The following is a 15,193-nucleotide window of genomic DNA, read 5'->3' on the forward strand; positions in this document are numbered from 1 at the left end:
GTGGCTGGTGAGTCGCGAGGAGGAGGCGAGGCCGGTGCCCATCGGTGCCGAGCGAGGGCCGGTGCGGGTGGCGGTCCCGACGGAGGTCCCCGATTCGGGGGAGCGAGCTGAGGACGTCACCCCGGTCGAGCTGAAGCCGTTGTCCCGCAACCGGAACTACACGCTGCTGTGGGTCGGGCAGGCGTTCGCCGAGGTCGGGTTCAGCGCCTCGATGTTCGCCTTCCCGCTGCTCGTGCTGGCGATCACCGGCTCGGCCGGGGCGGCCGGTCTGGTGCTCGCCGCCGACGCCGTCGCCCAGCTCGCGCTCGGGCTCCCGGCGGGCGCCCTGGTCGACCGCTGGGACCGGCGCCGGGTGATGCTGGCCTGCGAGCTGACCCAGGTCGTCAGCATCGGGTCCCTGGTCGCGGTCCTGGTCCTGGGCACGGCCACCGTGCCGCACATGGTGGCGGTCGCGGTGGTCATGGGCCTGTGCCGGGCGCTGTTCGAACCCGCCGAGGACGCCAGCCTGCCCACGCTGGTGCCCGAGGAGCAGGTGGCCACGGCGGTCGCCATGAACGCCGCCCGCTCGTCCCTGGGCCAGATGGCGGGCAACGCCCTGGGCGGCATCCTCTTCGCGGTCGGGCGCTGGGTGCCCTTCCTGCTGGACGTGGTCACCCACCTGATCGCGTTCATCGCGCTGGCCTTCCTGCGAATGCCGCCCCGCCCGGCCGTGGTGGCGCAGGACGCGCACCTGGGCCGCGAGATCCTGGCGGGCCTGCGCTGGGTCTGGTCCCGGCGCGAGGTGCGGGTGACCGCCGTGTGCGCGATGGCGCTCAACCTGTTCTTCAGCGCGTTCTACCTGGTGGTCATCGTGCTGGCGGACCAGCGCGGGGTACCGTCCGGCGAGATCGGCGTCATGGCGGCCATGCTCGGCGTCGGCGGCATCATCGGCTCCCTGATCGCGCCGTACCTGCACCGCGTGTTGAGCCCGTACCTCTCGATCGTCGGGGTGTTCTGGGCACTGACCCTGCTGGCCCCGATCGCGGTGCTGGTCGACAACGGCTACCTGCTCGGCCTGCTGTTCGCGGGCATGGCCCTGCTCGCCCCCACCGCCAACACCACCATCACCACCCACCAACTCCTGCTCACCCCCGACGACCTGCGCGGCAGGCTCGGCGGCGTGATGGGGGTGGTCGTCGGCGGCGCCGCCGCCCTCGGCCCGGCGCTGGGCGGCCTGCTGGTGGAGGCCGTCTCCGCCCCGACGGCCGTGCTGACCTCGGCGGCCGGGATGGCGGTGGTGACGCTCCTGGTCACCGTCAACCCGACGCTGCGCCGTTACCCGAAGCAAGACCCCGAGAGAAGGGAAGTTCCCGCATGAGGGACGACATCGCCTACCAGGTCCTGGTCAACGACGAGGACCAGTACTCGCTGTGGCCCGCGAGCCGGGAGGTCCCGGCCGGGTGGCGAGCGGAGGGGACGACGGGCACCAAGGACGAGTGCTCGGCGCACGTTGACAAGGTGTGGACGGACATGCGGCCCCGGTCGCTCCGCGAGCACATGGACTCGGTCTAGTCCTCGGCCCCTGTGGTTCTCGGCCCCGCCCCTGTGTTTTTGGGGCGGGGCCTGGTTTTTGTGGCTGACCCACGACAGCACCCGAGACAACGTGCCCAGGTAAGAGCAGGGCCTGTTTTGTGGTCGTGAGGTCGACCCCACGACGACACCCAGGATGAGGTGCCCGAGTAAGAGCGGGGCTCGATTGGTTGGACTGCCTTCGCGTGGGGCCCCTAGGCGACCGCGTGGGGAAAGAGCGTGGGGTGAAGGGCATCCCCACCACAGGTCAAGTTTAGCGGTCGCCTCCCCCCACGCGAAGGCAGTCCAACCAATCGAGCACATCCGTAGCGGGGCCGCCGGTACCAGCGGGTGCGGCTTTAGGGATTTGGGAACAAGCGATCCAAGTCTAGGGATCCAAATCAGGGGTCAAGGGATGGGGAATTGGGGCGTGCGGTTGTTGCGCGACGTGCTCGGTTGCCGCTGTGCCCTGGTTTGAGGCGCTGCCAGGGCTTCCCGAGGTGCGCTAGGACCGTGGTCACGGGAAGATGCCGTTGTTCCTGGCGACTCGGCCGTACCAGTGGCCGCTGCGCTTGACGATGCGGCGCTGGGTGGTGAAATCGACGTGCACGATGCCGAATCTGCGGGTGTAGCCCTCTGCCCACTCGAAGTTGTCGAGCAGTGACCACGCGAAGTACCCGCGCAGGTCGACTCCTGCCGAGAGTGCCGTGTGGGCCGCGCGCACGTGGTCTTCCAAGTACATCCTGCGGGCGAGGTCGTTGACCATCCCGTCGGTTGGGGAGTCCGTGTAGCAAGCGCCGTTCTCGTTGATGTACAAGGGGACTCCCGGGTAGTCGGTGTGCAGCCTGAGCAGTAGCTCGGTCAGGCCCTCGGCGCGGACCTCCCAGCCCAGGTCGGTCACCGGTAGGCCGCGTGGTGGGTGGCCGATGTGTTCGCTGCCCGGCCACTCCGGGTGCGGCAGTCCGTCCCAGGTCGAGGACACGTGGTGGTCGCGGTAGAAGTTCACCCCTAGCAGGTCGACCGGTGCGCTGATGACCTCCAGGTCGCCCGGGCGGATCGGCAGTGCCAGGGGTAGCAGGTCCTCGATTACGTCCGCCGGGTAGTCGCCACGTAGTACCGGGTCGAGGAACAGTCGGTTCTGCAGGCCGTCGATGCGCCGTGCCGCGTCCGGGTCGCCCAGGACCGGGAACAGGTTCAGGGTGATCCCGGCGTGCGCCACCGGTGCGCCCGCGCGGATCACACGCAGGGCGAGGCCGTGGCCCAGCATCAGGTGGTGCACGGCGGCGACTGCCGCGGCCGGGTCGCGTCGGCCGGGTGCGTGGACGCCTGCCGCGTAGCCGAGGAAGGCGGAGCACCACGGCTCGTTCAGCGTTGTCCACAGTGGAACCCGGTCGCCCAGCCGGTGTACTACCGACTCGGCGTAGTCGGCGAAGCGGAAGGCGGTGTCGCGCTCGGCCCAGCCGCCGCGGTCCTCCAGTGCCTGGGGGAGGTCCCAGTGGTAGAGCGTCGCGCACGGCACGATGTCGTTGGCCAGCAACGCGTCCACCAGGCGGTCGTAGAAGTCCAGGCCGTCGCGGGCGAGGGTGCGCGGCCAGGAGACCGAGAACCGGTAGGCGCCCAGGCCGAGTTCGGACATCAGGGCCACGTCCGCGGGCATCCGGTGGTAGTGGTCCGCGCCCGGGTCGCCGGTGTGCCCGCCGACCACCCGGCCCGGTTCGGCGCAGAAGGTGTCCCAGATGGACGGTTGGCGACCGCCTGCGGTGGTGGCGCCCTCCACCTGGAAGGCGGCGGTGGCCGCGCCCCAGAGGAAACCGGGTGGGAACCGGATGGTGTCGTGCCGGGTGGTGGGGAGTGCGGACACGGGCTATCCCTTCACGGCGCCTTGCATGACCCCGGCCACGGTCTGTCGGCCGAGCAGGACGAACACCAGCAGCACCGGCGCGGTGGCCAGCACGGTCCCGGCCAGCACCAGCGGGTAGTCGACGTAGTGGCCCGACTGCAACCGCTCCAGCGCCAGTGGCACGGTCGGGTTGTCCGGGGACAGCGCCACCAGCGGCCAGAGGAAGTCGTTCCAGCTGGTCATGAAGGTGAACATGCCCAGGAACGCCGCGCCGGGGCGCACCGCGGGCAGGCACACGTGCCAGACGAGGCGGATCGTCGAGCAGCCGTCCACCCTGGCCGCGTCGACCAGCTCGGCGGGCAGCGCGCCGAGGGTGTACTGGCGCATCCAGAACACCCCGACCGCGGTGACCAGGTTCGGCGCGATCACCGCCCGCAGCCCGCCCGCCCAGCCGAGCTCGGCCATCGCCAGGTACAGCGGGATGATCCCGAGCTGGGTCGGCACCGCCATGGTGGCCACCACGACCGCGAACAGCCCGTCGCGGCCGGGGAAGCGCAATCGCGCGAAGGCGAACCCGGCCAGGGTGGCGAAGGTGACCGTGCTGACGGTGACCGTTCCGGCCACGATCACGCTGTTGCCCAACGCCTTCCAGAACGGGACGGTGTCGAAGACCCGGGCGGCGTTGGCCAGGAAGTTGCCGCCCGGCAGCAGCGGCGGGACCGGGTCGGTGACCACGCCGGGCTCGTGGCCGGCGACCAGGAACGACCAGTAGAACGGGAAGGCCGAGCCCGCCGCGAACGCGACCAGCAGGCCGCCCGCCCAGTACCTCACCGCCGCTCCCCGGTGTCCGCGATCCGCCGGGTGAGCCGGAAGTTCACCGCCGCGACCGCCACGACCACCAGGAACAGCACCCAGGCGATCGCCGAGGCGTAGCCGAGGTGCTGGTACTCGAACGCCGACTGGTACAGGTAGAGCGCCACGGTCTGGAACTGGTTGGTGGCGCCGCCGCCCGCGCCGGGCAGGGCGTCGAACAGCTTGGGCTCGGTGAACACCTGCAGGCCGCCGATGGTCGAGGTGACCACCACGAACACCAGCGTCGGCCGCAGCAGCGGCAGCGTCACGCCGGTGAACCGGCGCACCGGGCCCGCACCGTCCACAGTGGCCGCCTCGTGCAGCTCGCGCGGGATCGCGCGCAGGGCGGCGAGCACGATCAGCGCGTTGTACCCGGTCCACCGCCAGTTGACCATGGTGGCGATCGCGACGTGGCTCGCCAGCCGGTTCGCCTGCCAGTCGACGCGGTCCAGGCCCAGTGCCGTCAGCACGCCGTTGACCAGGCCGAACCGCGGCCCGAACAGGTTGGCGAAGATGATCCCGATCGCCACCAGCCCGGCCGCCTGGGGCAGCAGCGCGCTGACCCGCCACCCGGTCCCGGTCCGCGTGTCGAGCAGGGCCGCCAACCCGACCGCCAGGACGACCTGCGGGACCGTGGAGAGGGCGAGGATGCTCAGCGTGTTGGCCAGCGCGTTGTAGAACTGGCCGTCGCTGAACAGCAGGACGTAGTTGCCCGCGCCGACGAAGGTCGGGGAGTCCTCGACCAGGTCCCAGTCGAACAGCGAGACGTAGCCGGTGTAGAGCAGTGGCAGCAGCCCGACCAGGCCGAACACCACGAAGAACGGGGCGAGGTAGAGGTAGGGCGAGATCTTGGCATCCCAAGTGGACAGACGAGGCCCGGCCACTAGCGGGCGATCTTCCGCGCACCCTCCACGGCCCGTTGCCACCCCTGCTCCGGGGAGGCGCCCTGCTCCACCGCGGCCAGCGCGGGCGTGGTGGCGTCCTCCTGGATCCGCCCGTCGCCGGGTCCCTTGTACTGCGCCTTGCCGACCTTGCGCGCCTGCGCGGCGAACAGCTCGCCGGTCCGGGCGCCGCCGAAGTAGGGGTTGGTGGTGGCCAGCAGCCGCGGCCAGCGCAGCGCCTCGACCTGGCTGGGGAAGTTGCCGGTCCGGGCGAACGCCTTGACCTGCTGCGCGGGCTCGGTCAGCCAGGCGGCGAGCTCGGCGGCCTCGCGCGGGTGCTTGCTCTGCTTGGGCACCGCCAGGTACGAGCCGCCCCAGTTGCCGCCGCCGCCGGGGAACGCGTCGGTGACCGCCCACTTGCCGGCGTTCTCCGGCCCGGCCTGCGCCTCGATCACCCCGAGCATCCACGACGGACACGTCTTGGTGGCGAACGCCCCGGAGCGGAAGCCGGCGTTCCACTCGGGGGAGAACGCGGGCAGCTTGGCCGTCTGCCCGCGCGTCCCGGCCGCGGTGACCGCGTTCCAGTTGCGCCGGATGGCCGAGTTGGACTCGATGACGAGCGTGTCGTCGGTGCTGAAGAAACCGGTGGGCAACTGGTTGTGCATGGCGTTGAAGATCTGCGCGTCGGAGTCGAACCACGCCTTGCCGGTGCGCGCCACGTAGCTGTCACCCGCGGCGAAGTAGGCGGCCCAGTCGGCGAACAGCGGCTTCACCGCCTCCGGGGTGCTCGGCAGGCCCGCCGCGGCGAACAGGTCGCGGCGGTAGCACATGGCCAGCGGGCCGACATCGGTCCCGTAGCCGACCAGGGTGCCGTCCTTGGCCGTCCCGGCCGCGTACTTCCAGTCCAGCCAGCGCTGCGGCCGCACGTCGGCGGGGCCGATCTCGCGCAGGTCGTTGAACAGCCGGGACTTGCCCAGCGCGTCGGCGAGGTAGCCCTCCTCGATCGCCACCACGTCGGTCAGCCCGGACCCGGTGCCCAGCTTGGTGAACAGCTGCTGGTGGTACGGCCCGCCCTGCCCGGTCCGCTCGTGCCGCACCAGGATGCCGGGGTGCGAGGCCTGGTACTCGGCGATCAGGTCGTCGTAGCCGAACTCGCTGAAGGTGGCGATGCTGATCTCCAGCGGCCCGGGGCCCGCCGCCGCCCCGGTCCCGCACCCGGTCGCGCCGAGCGCGACCAGGACACCGAGGACGACCGTGGTGGACACTCGCGAAAGCAAAGAGACCTCTCAAGTGGATGGTGGGGAGCGGGGACGGGCTCCCACCGGGGGAGCAGGTGAGCACTGTGGCCCTGGTCATCCAGTGGTGTCAAGATCAACTATCGGCGGTGTCGCCGGATCGCTACAGCAGCGCGATGACCAGGTGCACCAGGACCGAGAGGGCGAGCACCGCGATGGTGTAGCGCAAGTGGAGCGACAGCTTGTCCACTGACTTCTCGATCGCCAGCACGTCCGACCGCCAGCGCGCGTCCAGCTCGCTGACCAGTGCCAGCCGCTCGGCGTCGGCGAGCTCGGGCAGCCCGAGCTTGCCCAGCAGGTCGGCGTCGGGCAGCTCGTTCGCGTTTAGCGGGTGCCTGGGCGGTTGCCGCGGGTCCGGAGCCTGACTCGTCCACTGTGCCTGCTCGCGGTAGTCCGGGATCGGCAGGACGGCCGTCGCCCCCGAGTCCTGCCCGTCCGCGAGCTGGCCGTAGGACGGTCGGGGCGGCTCCGGTGCGGCGCCGGTCGTGCCGGTGTGCCCGGCGCCATCCGTTGTGCGCCGCGCCAACTGGAGGCTCGACAGCATCCGCACCCTGGCCCCCCGGTGGGTTTCGCCTGACAACCGGTCGTGGATCTCCCAGGCGTAGCGCACCGGGTCCGCCAGGTAGGTCTCAACCAACCCGGTGGCGATCCCTGCGTACTCGTCCGACACCAACGGCAGCGCGACGTCGATGCGGGACCGCTTTGTCTCCCCGGAGGCCGGGTGCGTTCGGAGGCACCAGAAGCGCGGCGCGCCGACGGTGGCGGGCGACGCCGCCGGGATGCTGTCGGTGGCCTCGTAGGAGGAGTAGGTCCACGGGTAGCGCTCCAGCGCGGTCGAGAGCACCGGCTCGAGGATCTCGCGCACCAGGGTCAGCACCGGCAGCGGGTCCGGGTGGTTGAGCACGGTGTGGTGCAGCCCCGGTCCGACCAGTACGCCCCGCACCACCTGGACCAGCGCCGACCGGTCCCGTCGGGCGTGGTCCTGGGCCGCGCCCAGCCAGTCGGTGCGCAGCTGGTCCCACTGGGTGCTGACCGGCGCGCGCAGCTCACCCACGTCCGAGTTCGGTTGCCAACCGTCCCATTCCGACAGGGAGTGCGCATACCCGGCCAGGTCCCGAGTCCTTCCGACCAGCGCGTGCGAGGGGCCTCGGCCCGGTTCGGCGGCGAACCGCGCGAGCAGCGCGGCCGTGTCGTCGTCGAACTCGAAGTACGAGAACGCCCGGGACGGCACCTGGGACCTGCCGTCGACCGTGCTCGGGGTGAGCCGGTTGTACCGGTCGAGGCGCTCGTTCCAGTCGTCGACCTGCTTGTTGGACAAGCCGGCGGACCAGTTCACCGGGGTGATGCCCTTGGCGCCGAAGCCGAACTGGATCTGCTCGATCTGTCCGCTCCCGGTCATCTGCCCACCCGCCTGGCGTCGCGACCCGGCAGCACGCCCGCCATGGTGAGCAGCGCCAGCAGCGGCGCCAGCACGCGCATCGGCCGGATCCCGGCCGGGAAGTGGCCGTTGGCGACCGCCCCGCCGGTCGCCGAGACGAAGTGCATGGTGCAGCGGTCGAAGTGGCTGTACAGCGCGAGCATGTCGTTGGCGTTCGCGCTGTGCAGCAGCGCGTAGACGTCCTCGGTCTCGGCGAGCAGCTGCCCGGCCGAGACCCGGCCGCCGGGGTCGTGGCGGAGCCAGCGGTCGGCGGGCGGCAGGTAGCGCAACCGGTCGGCTTTCGTCACCGCCACCGCGCACGGCAGCTGCGCACCGCCGTTCGGCAGCCTGCTCAACGCCTCCTGCACGAACTCGTTGGTGGCGTTGGCGCCCAACGAGTTCGACAGCGACCGGTCGGTCTCGAGGTCGTGCTGCTCGGCCGACTCGCGCAGCACGTGCGGGGCGTCCTCGACGAACAGCATGGCGCCCGCGTTGAGCAGGAACCGGGTCTTGCGACCGCGGTCGCGCGGGTCCCGGAAGTCCTCGCCCGCCACGTCGAAGAACACCAGCGGCCGCTCGGTCGACCCGCACTTGACCACCAGCCAGGCCAGGTAGTTGCCCAGCTCGTTCGCCGTGCCCGGCAGCTGGGTGCCCTGCTCGAACGGGTCGAGGTAGTCCCGCTTGAACGTCACGTGCTGGTAGTAGTCGAGCGCGTGGGCCGTCAGGCCGGACTCGATCGCCACGCCCGAGAGCAGCTCCCTGATCATCGCCACGACCAGGTGCGTCTTGCCCGAGCGCGGCCTGCCCACCAGGGCCACCACGAGCGGGTCCGGGTAGTCGGCGTAGGTCACCGGCAGGTAGTGGTTGGGCGCGTCGCCAGACGGGTTCGGGCAGCGGACGTACCAGCGCCGCCGGGCGTCGGCGAGCTTCGCCGGGTTGGCGTGCTCCGGTTGCGGTACCGGGCTGTACTTGCCCTCCCGGATCGAGTACTCCAGCGGCTCGCTCTCGTCCCAGGGGTAGATGTCCAAGCAGGTCGGGCAGGTCACCTTGCGGGCGGGTTCGGTCACCGGTGCGGTCATCATCGCCCTCCGAGGGCCAGGACGAGCACGGCGGCCAGGACCACCGCGCACAGCAGGCCGACGGCGATCAGCCGGGCCGGTCGGGGGCCGCGGGCCGGGGGGACCGGCTGCCCCGCCCGCCGCGGCGGGGCCGGGGTCGGCGGGAGCTTGCGGCCGCGAGCGGCCTGGAAGGCCGCGCGACCGGCGTCGAGGTGGTCGCCCCGCACCGGGGCGGGGACCTCGACGCGACCGAGCTGGACCAGCAGCGCGACCGCGCTCGGGCGCGAACCGTCGGGGGCGAACAGGTCCGGCAGCCGGGAGGCGAGCATCGCGAGCTCGGAGAGGTCCGGCCGGTCCGACTGGGCGGGGACGCCCGCGAACACCTCGTAGAGCACCTTGCCCGCCGCCAGCAGGTCGTGCTGGTCCGAGGCTGGTCCCGGCGCTGTCTGGTCGGGCTGGTGGGGTCGGGGTTCGCCGAAGAGGAGGGCGTGTTCGAACGACACCACCTGGACCGACTTCCCCTCCACGTAGAGCGTGTCCAGCGCCAAGCCGTTGATGCTCACCTCCACCAGGGCCGCGTGCGCGACCGCGTCCAGCACGCTGACCGCGAAGTCGACGTGCGCGGACGGGAACAGCCCGTTGGTCGCGCTCCGCCCGGGCTTGCCGCGCGGCTCCTCGAGCAGGGCCCAGGGCGCGGCGCCGTCCATGTCGTAGCCGACCAGCCGGGGGAACGGCCGCCTGCCGCCCGGGTAGGCGCGGCTGAGCCGGGCCAGCGCGCGGATCTCGTTGTCCAGACCCCGGTGCGCGGCGGCGTCGCCGCCCCGGCGCGGCCTGCGCAGCAGCAGGCCGGTCCCGTCGGTGTCCAGCACCCGCTGGGTGAACAGCGCGCTGCCCGGCAGGTTCACCGCACCGTCCCGCTTGAGCTCCCAGGTCGTGGTGCGGCCGTCGAGGTCGCGCCCGGTGAGCGCGAGTAGGTCGGTCGTCTCGGTCACGGCTGTCCCCGTTCGCCTGCGTCGGTGTGGGTGGGGTGTTCGTGGACCACGCGGCCCGGCGCGAGCGGCACCAGCCGGAGCACGCCGGTGACGTCGGCGTCGGTGGTCAGCACGTCGGCCGTGGCCGCGGCGCCGAGCACGACGCGCTGCACCAGGTCGGGCGCGAAGCGCAGCACGCGCACCCGGGACCAGGTGACGTCGAGGGCGCGGATGTCGCCGGTCTGGCACAGCTGGACCAGGTCGCCGCGGCCGTCGTGGCGCAGCACCCGCCTGGCCGCCTCCGACCGCTGCCACAGCAGCTTGCTCAACGACTCCCGGCGGCCGTCGTCGGTGACCATCGGGGGGACCACGTGCACGCTGTGCGTCTCCAGGAACTGGTGGTACTCGGCCAGATCCGCGTCCGCCGCCTTCGGCAGGCCGGGGTCGGTCGTGAGCGGGGCGGTCGTGCCGATGTCGTGCAGGTACGGGTTGAGGGCGCGCAGCACCAGCGACACCAGGTCCTGGCGCAGCACCCCGGGCAGGTCGCCCACCCCGCCGCGCTGGGCGGGCGGCTCCTGCGGTCCGTCGGCGGCCCGCAGGGTGTAGAGGTCGGCGAGCTCGGCGGTGCCGGAAGCCAGTAGCAGCGCGGCGTCGGAGAGCCGTCTGCGGTGCGCGAGGTACCGGACGTGCCCGGTGACCCGCGCGTTCACCAGGGCGTCGACCCGCTTGACCGCGTGTCGGACCGCGTCCGGCCGCAGCCGCGCGACCCACCCGGTCACCAACCGGTGCCAGGCCGTCGCGACCCCGGCCACGGTGAGCGCTGCGACCGCCGCCAGCACGACCGCGCCCCCGACCGCAGGCAGGACAACCCCCGGGAGGAAGGTCGCCGCGGCGACGCCCAGCGCCGCCGCCGCGCCGACACCGCCGACCGCGAGCACGTCCCGCACCGCGGGGCCGGTGCTGCCGCGCCCGGGGAGCCTGAGCACCACGGTCAGCACCAGGACTGTCCACAACAGACCGATCGTGCCGCCCGCGACGGGCGATCCGGTGAGCCACCCGGTGATCGCGGTCGACACCGCCGCCGCGGCGGCCAGCGCCGCCGCGGGCAGCGGCCACAGCGGCGGCGGGGTCGGTGACCGCAGCTGCGGGGGCAGGCCCGCGCGGATCGTCGCCAGCTCCGCGCGCGCGACCCCGCTGCCCTCGGGCGCGCTCTGGTTGGACAGCCTGCGCAGGTGGATCGACAGGTCGCGCAGGGACCGGCCGCCCTTGAGCTCGTCGCCCACCAGCTCGCGCAGGTCGTCGGCCAGCACGGTGTTCGCCGCCGCGTGCGCCTGCGGTACACCGAGGGCGTGCAGCCGCCGCACCGCGTCGGTCCCGGTGCCGTGCCGGTCGAGCAGGTCGAGCAGCTGCCCGACCTGACCGAGGTGGGCGTCCAGCGCCTGGGCGACCGGCCGCGGGTCGACCCGCGGCCCGCCCAGCAGCAGCGCGGTCGCCCCGCTCGCGGTCGCCGCCGTCGCCGCCAGGGCGTCGACGGCCCGGTGCAGCGCCTCCCGGCCCTGCGCCAGCGGGGAGCCCGGGGTGATCGTGTCCCGCCCCGGTTCGCCCGCCACCGCCGGGTCCGGCGCGCCCGGCCAGGGCCGCTCGGTGGTGCTGTGGTCCACCAGGTCCGCCAGCGCCGCGGTGCGCAGGAACCGCAGCTCGCCGTCGGACACCGCCGAGCGCACCAGCTCCAGACCGGGGCACACCGTCTGGTGCGGAACCTGGCGGACCAGGTCGACGACCTCGTCGAAGACCTGCGGGCTGCGCAGCGCGGTGACCAGGTCGGGCAGCGCCGGGTCGCCGTCGGTGAGCGGTCGCGGCCGGTCGGTCCCGCCCGCCCACCGGCTGCCCCACTCGTCACCGACCCACAGCGTCACCCCCGAGGAGAACGCCGCGGACTGCCGCAGCGCAAGCCCGCCGGTCCCGCCGATCGGCCCGACGGCCACGCAGACGACCGCGTGGACGTGGCTGAGCGAGACCAGCCGTTGGAACCGCTCGTGGTTGCCGAGCAGCGCGTCGGTCCGGTCGAGGACCACCACCCGGTCGACCAGCCCCAGCCGGTGCGCGGTGACCCGGTCGAGCCGGTCGAGGAAGGCCGAGTCCTCGCCGTCCGCGCGGATGTCGAGCACCCGCACCGCGTCCTGGTCGGTCACCGCAGCGCCCACTGGTAGAGCTCGGCGAGGTTCTCCTGGTGGGCGTCCTCGGCGCCGCGGAAGGCCATCCGCAGCGCGCCGTCGAAGGTCTCGGTCCAGAACTCGTGCACCGCCTCGAGCCGCCGCCGCCCGGAGGTGCGGCCCTCGGCCAGCAGCTCGGTCGTCTCGGCGGTCTGCCGCTCGGCCAGCTCCACCAGGGTGCGGAACTCCGGGGCCGGTGGCCGCAGCGCGCCGGTCAGCCCGTCGGGCTGGGTGTCCATCAGCCGGTCGCAGAAGTCCTGGCGGATCTGCTCGCTGTCGGCCAGCACCCAGCGCTCGTACTCGGTGATCAGGCTCGCCCAGCTGGACAGCCTGCCGTACGGGACCAGGTCCAGCGCCATGTTCACCTGGGAGTCGCCGAGGTAGAGGTTGACCGCCTTGGGCGAGTCCAGGTCGCCGGTGCAGTGCAGGTAGCCGTTCCAGGCCGCGCACAGCACGTGGTGCAGGATCCGGGTGCGGTCCTCGCTGGTGGTGGCCAGGTAGCCGAACCGGTACCCGGTGCGCTGGCGCCACTGCAGGAAGTCGTTCTTGCGGTTCTCGGCCACCGCGTCCGCCCAGTGCACCAGCACCTTCTGCACCTCGGGGACCTCGGTGAGCCCCATCGACGAGCGGAACAGCACCACCGCGATCGACTCCGCGTCGATCGGCCGGTACTCGGTGACGGTGTCCACGTCGCGCGGCAGGTTCACCTCCTGGCGCAGGAACTTCTCCAGCTCCTCGTCCCGCTTGCCCGCGGGCGAGGGGTAGGACAGCAGGATCTTGAGCCTGCCCCGGCCGCTGGGCGCGAACCCGCCGGGCACCAGACCGGCCAGCTTCTCCCGGAACTGGGCCAGGTCGTCCTCGTTGACCACGCCCCTGGTGCGCCCGGCCGCCGCGGCCAGCAGGTCGTGCAGCCGGGGCAGCAGCGGCTGGTTGACCTCGTCGGTGTAGCGGAACAGCCGCAGCACCTCGGCCTTGACCATGCCGCGGACCCGGGCCACCGCGCGGGCCGGGCCCTCCTTCGCGCCGAACTCCTGGAACTCGGCGAACACGGTGTTCCAGCCCTGCGGCCCGATGATCGCGTCCACCACCGCGGCCGGGGTCGCGGTCGGGTTCAGCTTGTGCTGCTCGACGTAGACCGCGACCAGCCTGCGCAGCACCGCGGCGTAGAACGAGGGCAGCTGGCCCTGCCGGGGCAGCAGGTAGGACACCCCGACCCGCTGCTCGTAGAGCGCCTTGGCCCGGCGGGCGAACCGGGCGTCCTCGGTCCTGGCGTGCTCCTGGAAGCCCTCCACCAGCGCCACCAGCTCGCGCTCCACCGACCGCAGCTTGCGCTCCCAGCGCGGGGCCTGCTCGTTCCACGCGGCGTTCCACGCCCGCTGCGCGCGCCACTGGTACCACTCCTCCTGGCGCGCCAGCGACGCGCGGACCACCGGGTCGGAGAAGCGGACCTTCTTCCACCAGGCCGACTTGCGGACCTCCGGCGACGGCCCCGCCAGCGCGACCCCTTGCGGCGCGGGCGGTTCGGCGCGCCTGCCCTCCACCATCTTGACCAGACCGGCCTTGCTGACCGGTTCGGTCAGCGTGGACTCGCCGAGGAACACCCGGTGCAACCGGAACGCCCCGACCTCGCCGACCATCATCGTCGCGGCGCGCAGCGGGTTGAACTGGGTGGCCATCTCCGGCACCGTCTGCGCCAGCGTCTGGTCCAGCGCGTGCAGCGCGGCCTCCATGGTGCGCTTGCGGGTGTTGAGCATGGCCAGGATCGCCTCACCGCCGTCGACGGCGTTCGGCGAGGCGACCGGCAGCGGCGCCCGGTGCAGCAGCGGGTCGACGTTGGCGTCCTGGAACGCCCGGAAGACCAGCTCCCGGTTGAGCTCGCCCGCCATCCCGGCCGGGTTGGCCATCTCGGTGACCGCCTCGGCCAGCAGCCGGGAGCTGACGATGTCGGCCAGGTCCTCGACCGGCACGGTCATCGAGGCCACCGCACTGGTGGACACCCCGCGCTTGCCGATGCCGGTGGCCGCGGGCATCCCGCGCTCGCCGGAGCTGTTGATGAAGCTGTCGGCGAAGGACTGGAAGTTGCGGTCGAGGTAGCCGCCGGGCCCGGGTTCGGCGGGCATGTCGGTGCCCACCAACGACAGCAGCAGCGAGACCACCGAGCGGTGCAGGTCGTCGCGGTGCATCCCGGCGGTGAGGCTGAACAGGAACGCGGTCTGCACCGTCGAGGCGCGCAACCGGATCTCGGTGCCGCCGGGGTAGCGCACCGACATCGCGCCGTTGATCCCCCTGCGGTCCAGCGCGGTACCCGCCACCTGCGAGTTCTGGTCGTCGACCAGGGTGAACAGGTCCAGCAGCGAGCGCGCGGCGTTGAGCTCGGCCGGCCGCCCGCCGCCCAGCCCCTCCGCGAAGGCCGAGGGCATCAGCACCAGCGGGAAGATCCGCGCCTTGTACTTCTGGCCCTGCAGCGCGTCGCCGATCAGGTGCAGGTAGTCGAGGAACAACCCGGCGCCGGTGCCGCCCGCGACCGAGAACGCCACGAACACGTCCACCGAGTCGCGCAGCTTGCCGCCCAGCCGGGCCAGCTGGCCGCCGGAGTTGCTGATCTGGCCGATCGCGCCGAGCAGCGAAGCGCGCGCGGGCGCCAACCCGCCGCGGAAGGTCTCGAACAGCGCCGCCCGGCCCACCGTCGGCAGCTGGCCCGCGCCCTTGGCCAGCGGGCCGACCCGGGGCTCGTCCTGCGCGGGCGGCAGCCAGTCCTCGACCGCGGCGGCCGAGCTGAGCCGCAGGCTGCGCGCCACCTCGGGGTAGGTGTCGTACGGCGGCACCAGCTCGCGGACCATCGTGTAGGTGCGCTCGGCGGCGGGCAGGTGCGCCCGGTCGTTGACGACCCGGCTCTCCACGTGGCTGAACTCGTCCTCGGCGAGGTCGGCGTAGACGAACTGCAGGCACCCGGGCAGCTGGTAGTCGAGCATCTGCTCGCCCGGCATCCGCTCGCGCAGCGCGCCGCCGTCGGGCCCGCACAGCTCCTCGCGCAGCCTGCGCTCGAGCTCCGCGCCGATCCGGCACCCCGTGCCACCCAGGCCCACGAACAGCATCGGCTGGTAGATCTGCATGTCAT

11 protein-coding genes are annotated in these 15,193 nt (G+C 72.6%); 2 read left to right on the plus strand and 9 right to left on the minus strand.

All coding sequences use genetic code 11. From position 1 onward, the window contains the following. Positions 1-7: 7 nt before the first annotated feature. Together QSK30_RS13245 and QSK30_RS13250 are read left to right on the plus strand one after the other, a co-directional pair. Entirely contained in the window at positions 8-1,357 is a 1,350-nt protein-coding gene (locus QSK30_RS13245) for an MFS transporter (RefSeq protein ID WP_352231572.1), read from the plus strand. Then, positions 1,354-1,551, plus strand: a complete 198-nt coding sequence (locus QSK30_RS13250) for an MbtH family protein (RefSeq protein WP_285502673.1) — start codon at positions 1,354-1,356, stop codon at positions 1,549-1,551. Before QSK30_RS13245 ends, QSK30_RS13250 begins: the two co-directional genes overlap by 4 nt. A gap of 514 nt (positions 1,552-2,065) precedes the next feature. Here the strand turns inward: QSK30_RS13250 and QSK30_RS13255 are convergent. The 9 genes from QSK30_RS13255 to QSK30_RS13295 form a co-directional block, all read right to left on the minus strand. Next, positions 2,066-3,409: a GH1 family beta-glucosidase gene (locus QSK30_RS13255; protein ID WP_285502674.1), complete on the minus strand. Its 1,344-nt coding sequence runs from the start codon at positions 3,407-3,409 to the stop codon at positions 2,066-2,068. Positions 3,410-3,412: 3 nt separating this feature from the next. Continuing rightward, complete coding sequence (locus tag QSK30_RS13260) at positions 3,413-4,219, minus strand: carbohydrate ABC transporter permease (protein WP_285502676.1); 807 nt, start codon at positions 4,217-4,219, stop codon at positions 3,413-3,415. After that, positions 4,216-5,124 carry a carbohydrate ABC transporter permease gene (locus QSK30_RS13265; RefSeq protein ID WP_285502678.1) on the minus strand — a complete coding sequence of 303 codons (909 nt, stop codon included), beginning with the start codon at positions 5,122-5,124 and terminating at the stop codon, positions 4,216-4,218. The genes QSK30_RS13260 and QSK30_RS13265 overlap by 4 nt, the downstream gene beginning before the upstream one ends. After that, positions 5,124-6,386 carry an ABC transporter substrate-binding protein gene (locus QSK30_RS13270; protein WP_502871833.1) on the minus strand — a complete coding sequence of 421 codons (1,263 nt, stop codon included), beginning with the start codon at positions 6,384-6,386 and terminating at the stop codon, positions 5,124-5,126. The genes QSK30_RS13265 and QSK30_RS13270 overlap by 1 nt, the downstream gene beginning before the upstream one ends. Before the next feature lie 133 nt (positions 6,387-6,519). Continuing rightward, entirely contained in the window at positions 6,520-7,815 is a 1,296-nt protein-coding gene (locus QSK30_RS13275; protein WP_285502680.1) for a hypothetical protein, read from the minus strand. After that, entirely contained in the window at positions 7,812-8,912 is a 1,101-nt protein-coding gene (locus QSK30_RS13280; protein WP_285502682.1) for a hypothetical protein, read from the minus strand. Before QSK30_RS13280 ends, QSK30_RS13275 begins: the two co-directional genes overlap by 4 nt. Continuing rightward, positions 8,912-9,883, minus strand: a complete 972-nt coding sequence (locus tag QSK30_RS13285) for a hypothetical protein (protein WP_285502684.1) — start codon at positions 9,881-9,883, stop codon at positions 8,912-8,914. Before QSK30_RS13285 ends, QSK30_RS13280 begins: the two co-directional genes overlap by 1 nt. Continuing rightward, complete coding sequence (locus QSK30_RS13290; RefSeq protein ID WP_285502686.1) at positions 9,880-12,054, minus strand: hypothetical protein; 2,175 nt, start codon at positions 12,052-12,054, stop codon at positions 9,880-9,882. Before QSK30_RS13290 ends, QSK30_RS13285 begins: the two co-directional genes overlap by 4 nt. Beyond that, positions 12,051-15,188 carry a tubulin-like doman-containing protein gene (locus QSK30_RS13295; RefSeq protein WP_285502688.1) on the minus strand — a complete coding sequence of 1,046 codons (3,138 nt, stop codon included), beginning with the start codon at positions 15,186-15,188 and terminating at the stop codon, positions 12,051-12,053. The genes QSK30_RS13290 and QSK30_RS13295 overlap by 4 nt, the downstream gene beginning before the upstream one ends. Positions 15,189-15,193: the final 5 nt, after the last annotated feature.

It is taken from the genome of Actinokineospora sp. NBRC 105648 (assembly GCF_030269645.1).
GTDB lineage: Bacteria > Actinomycetota > Actinomycetes > Mycobacteriales > Pseudonocardiaceae > Actinokineospora.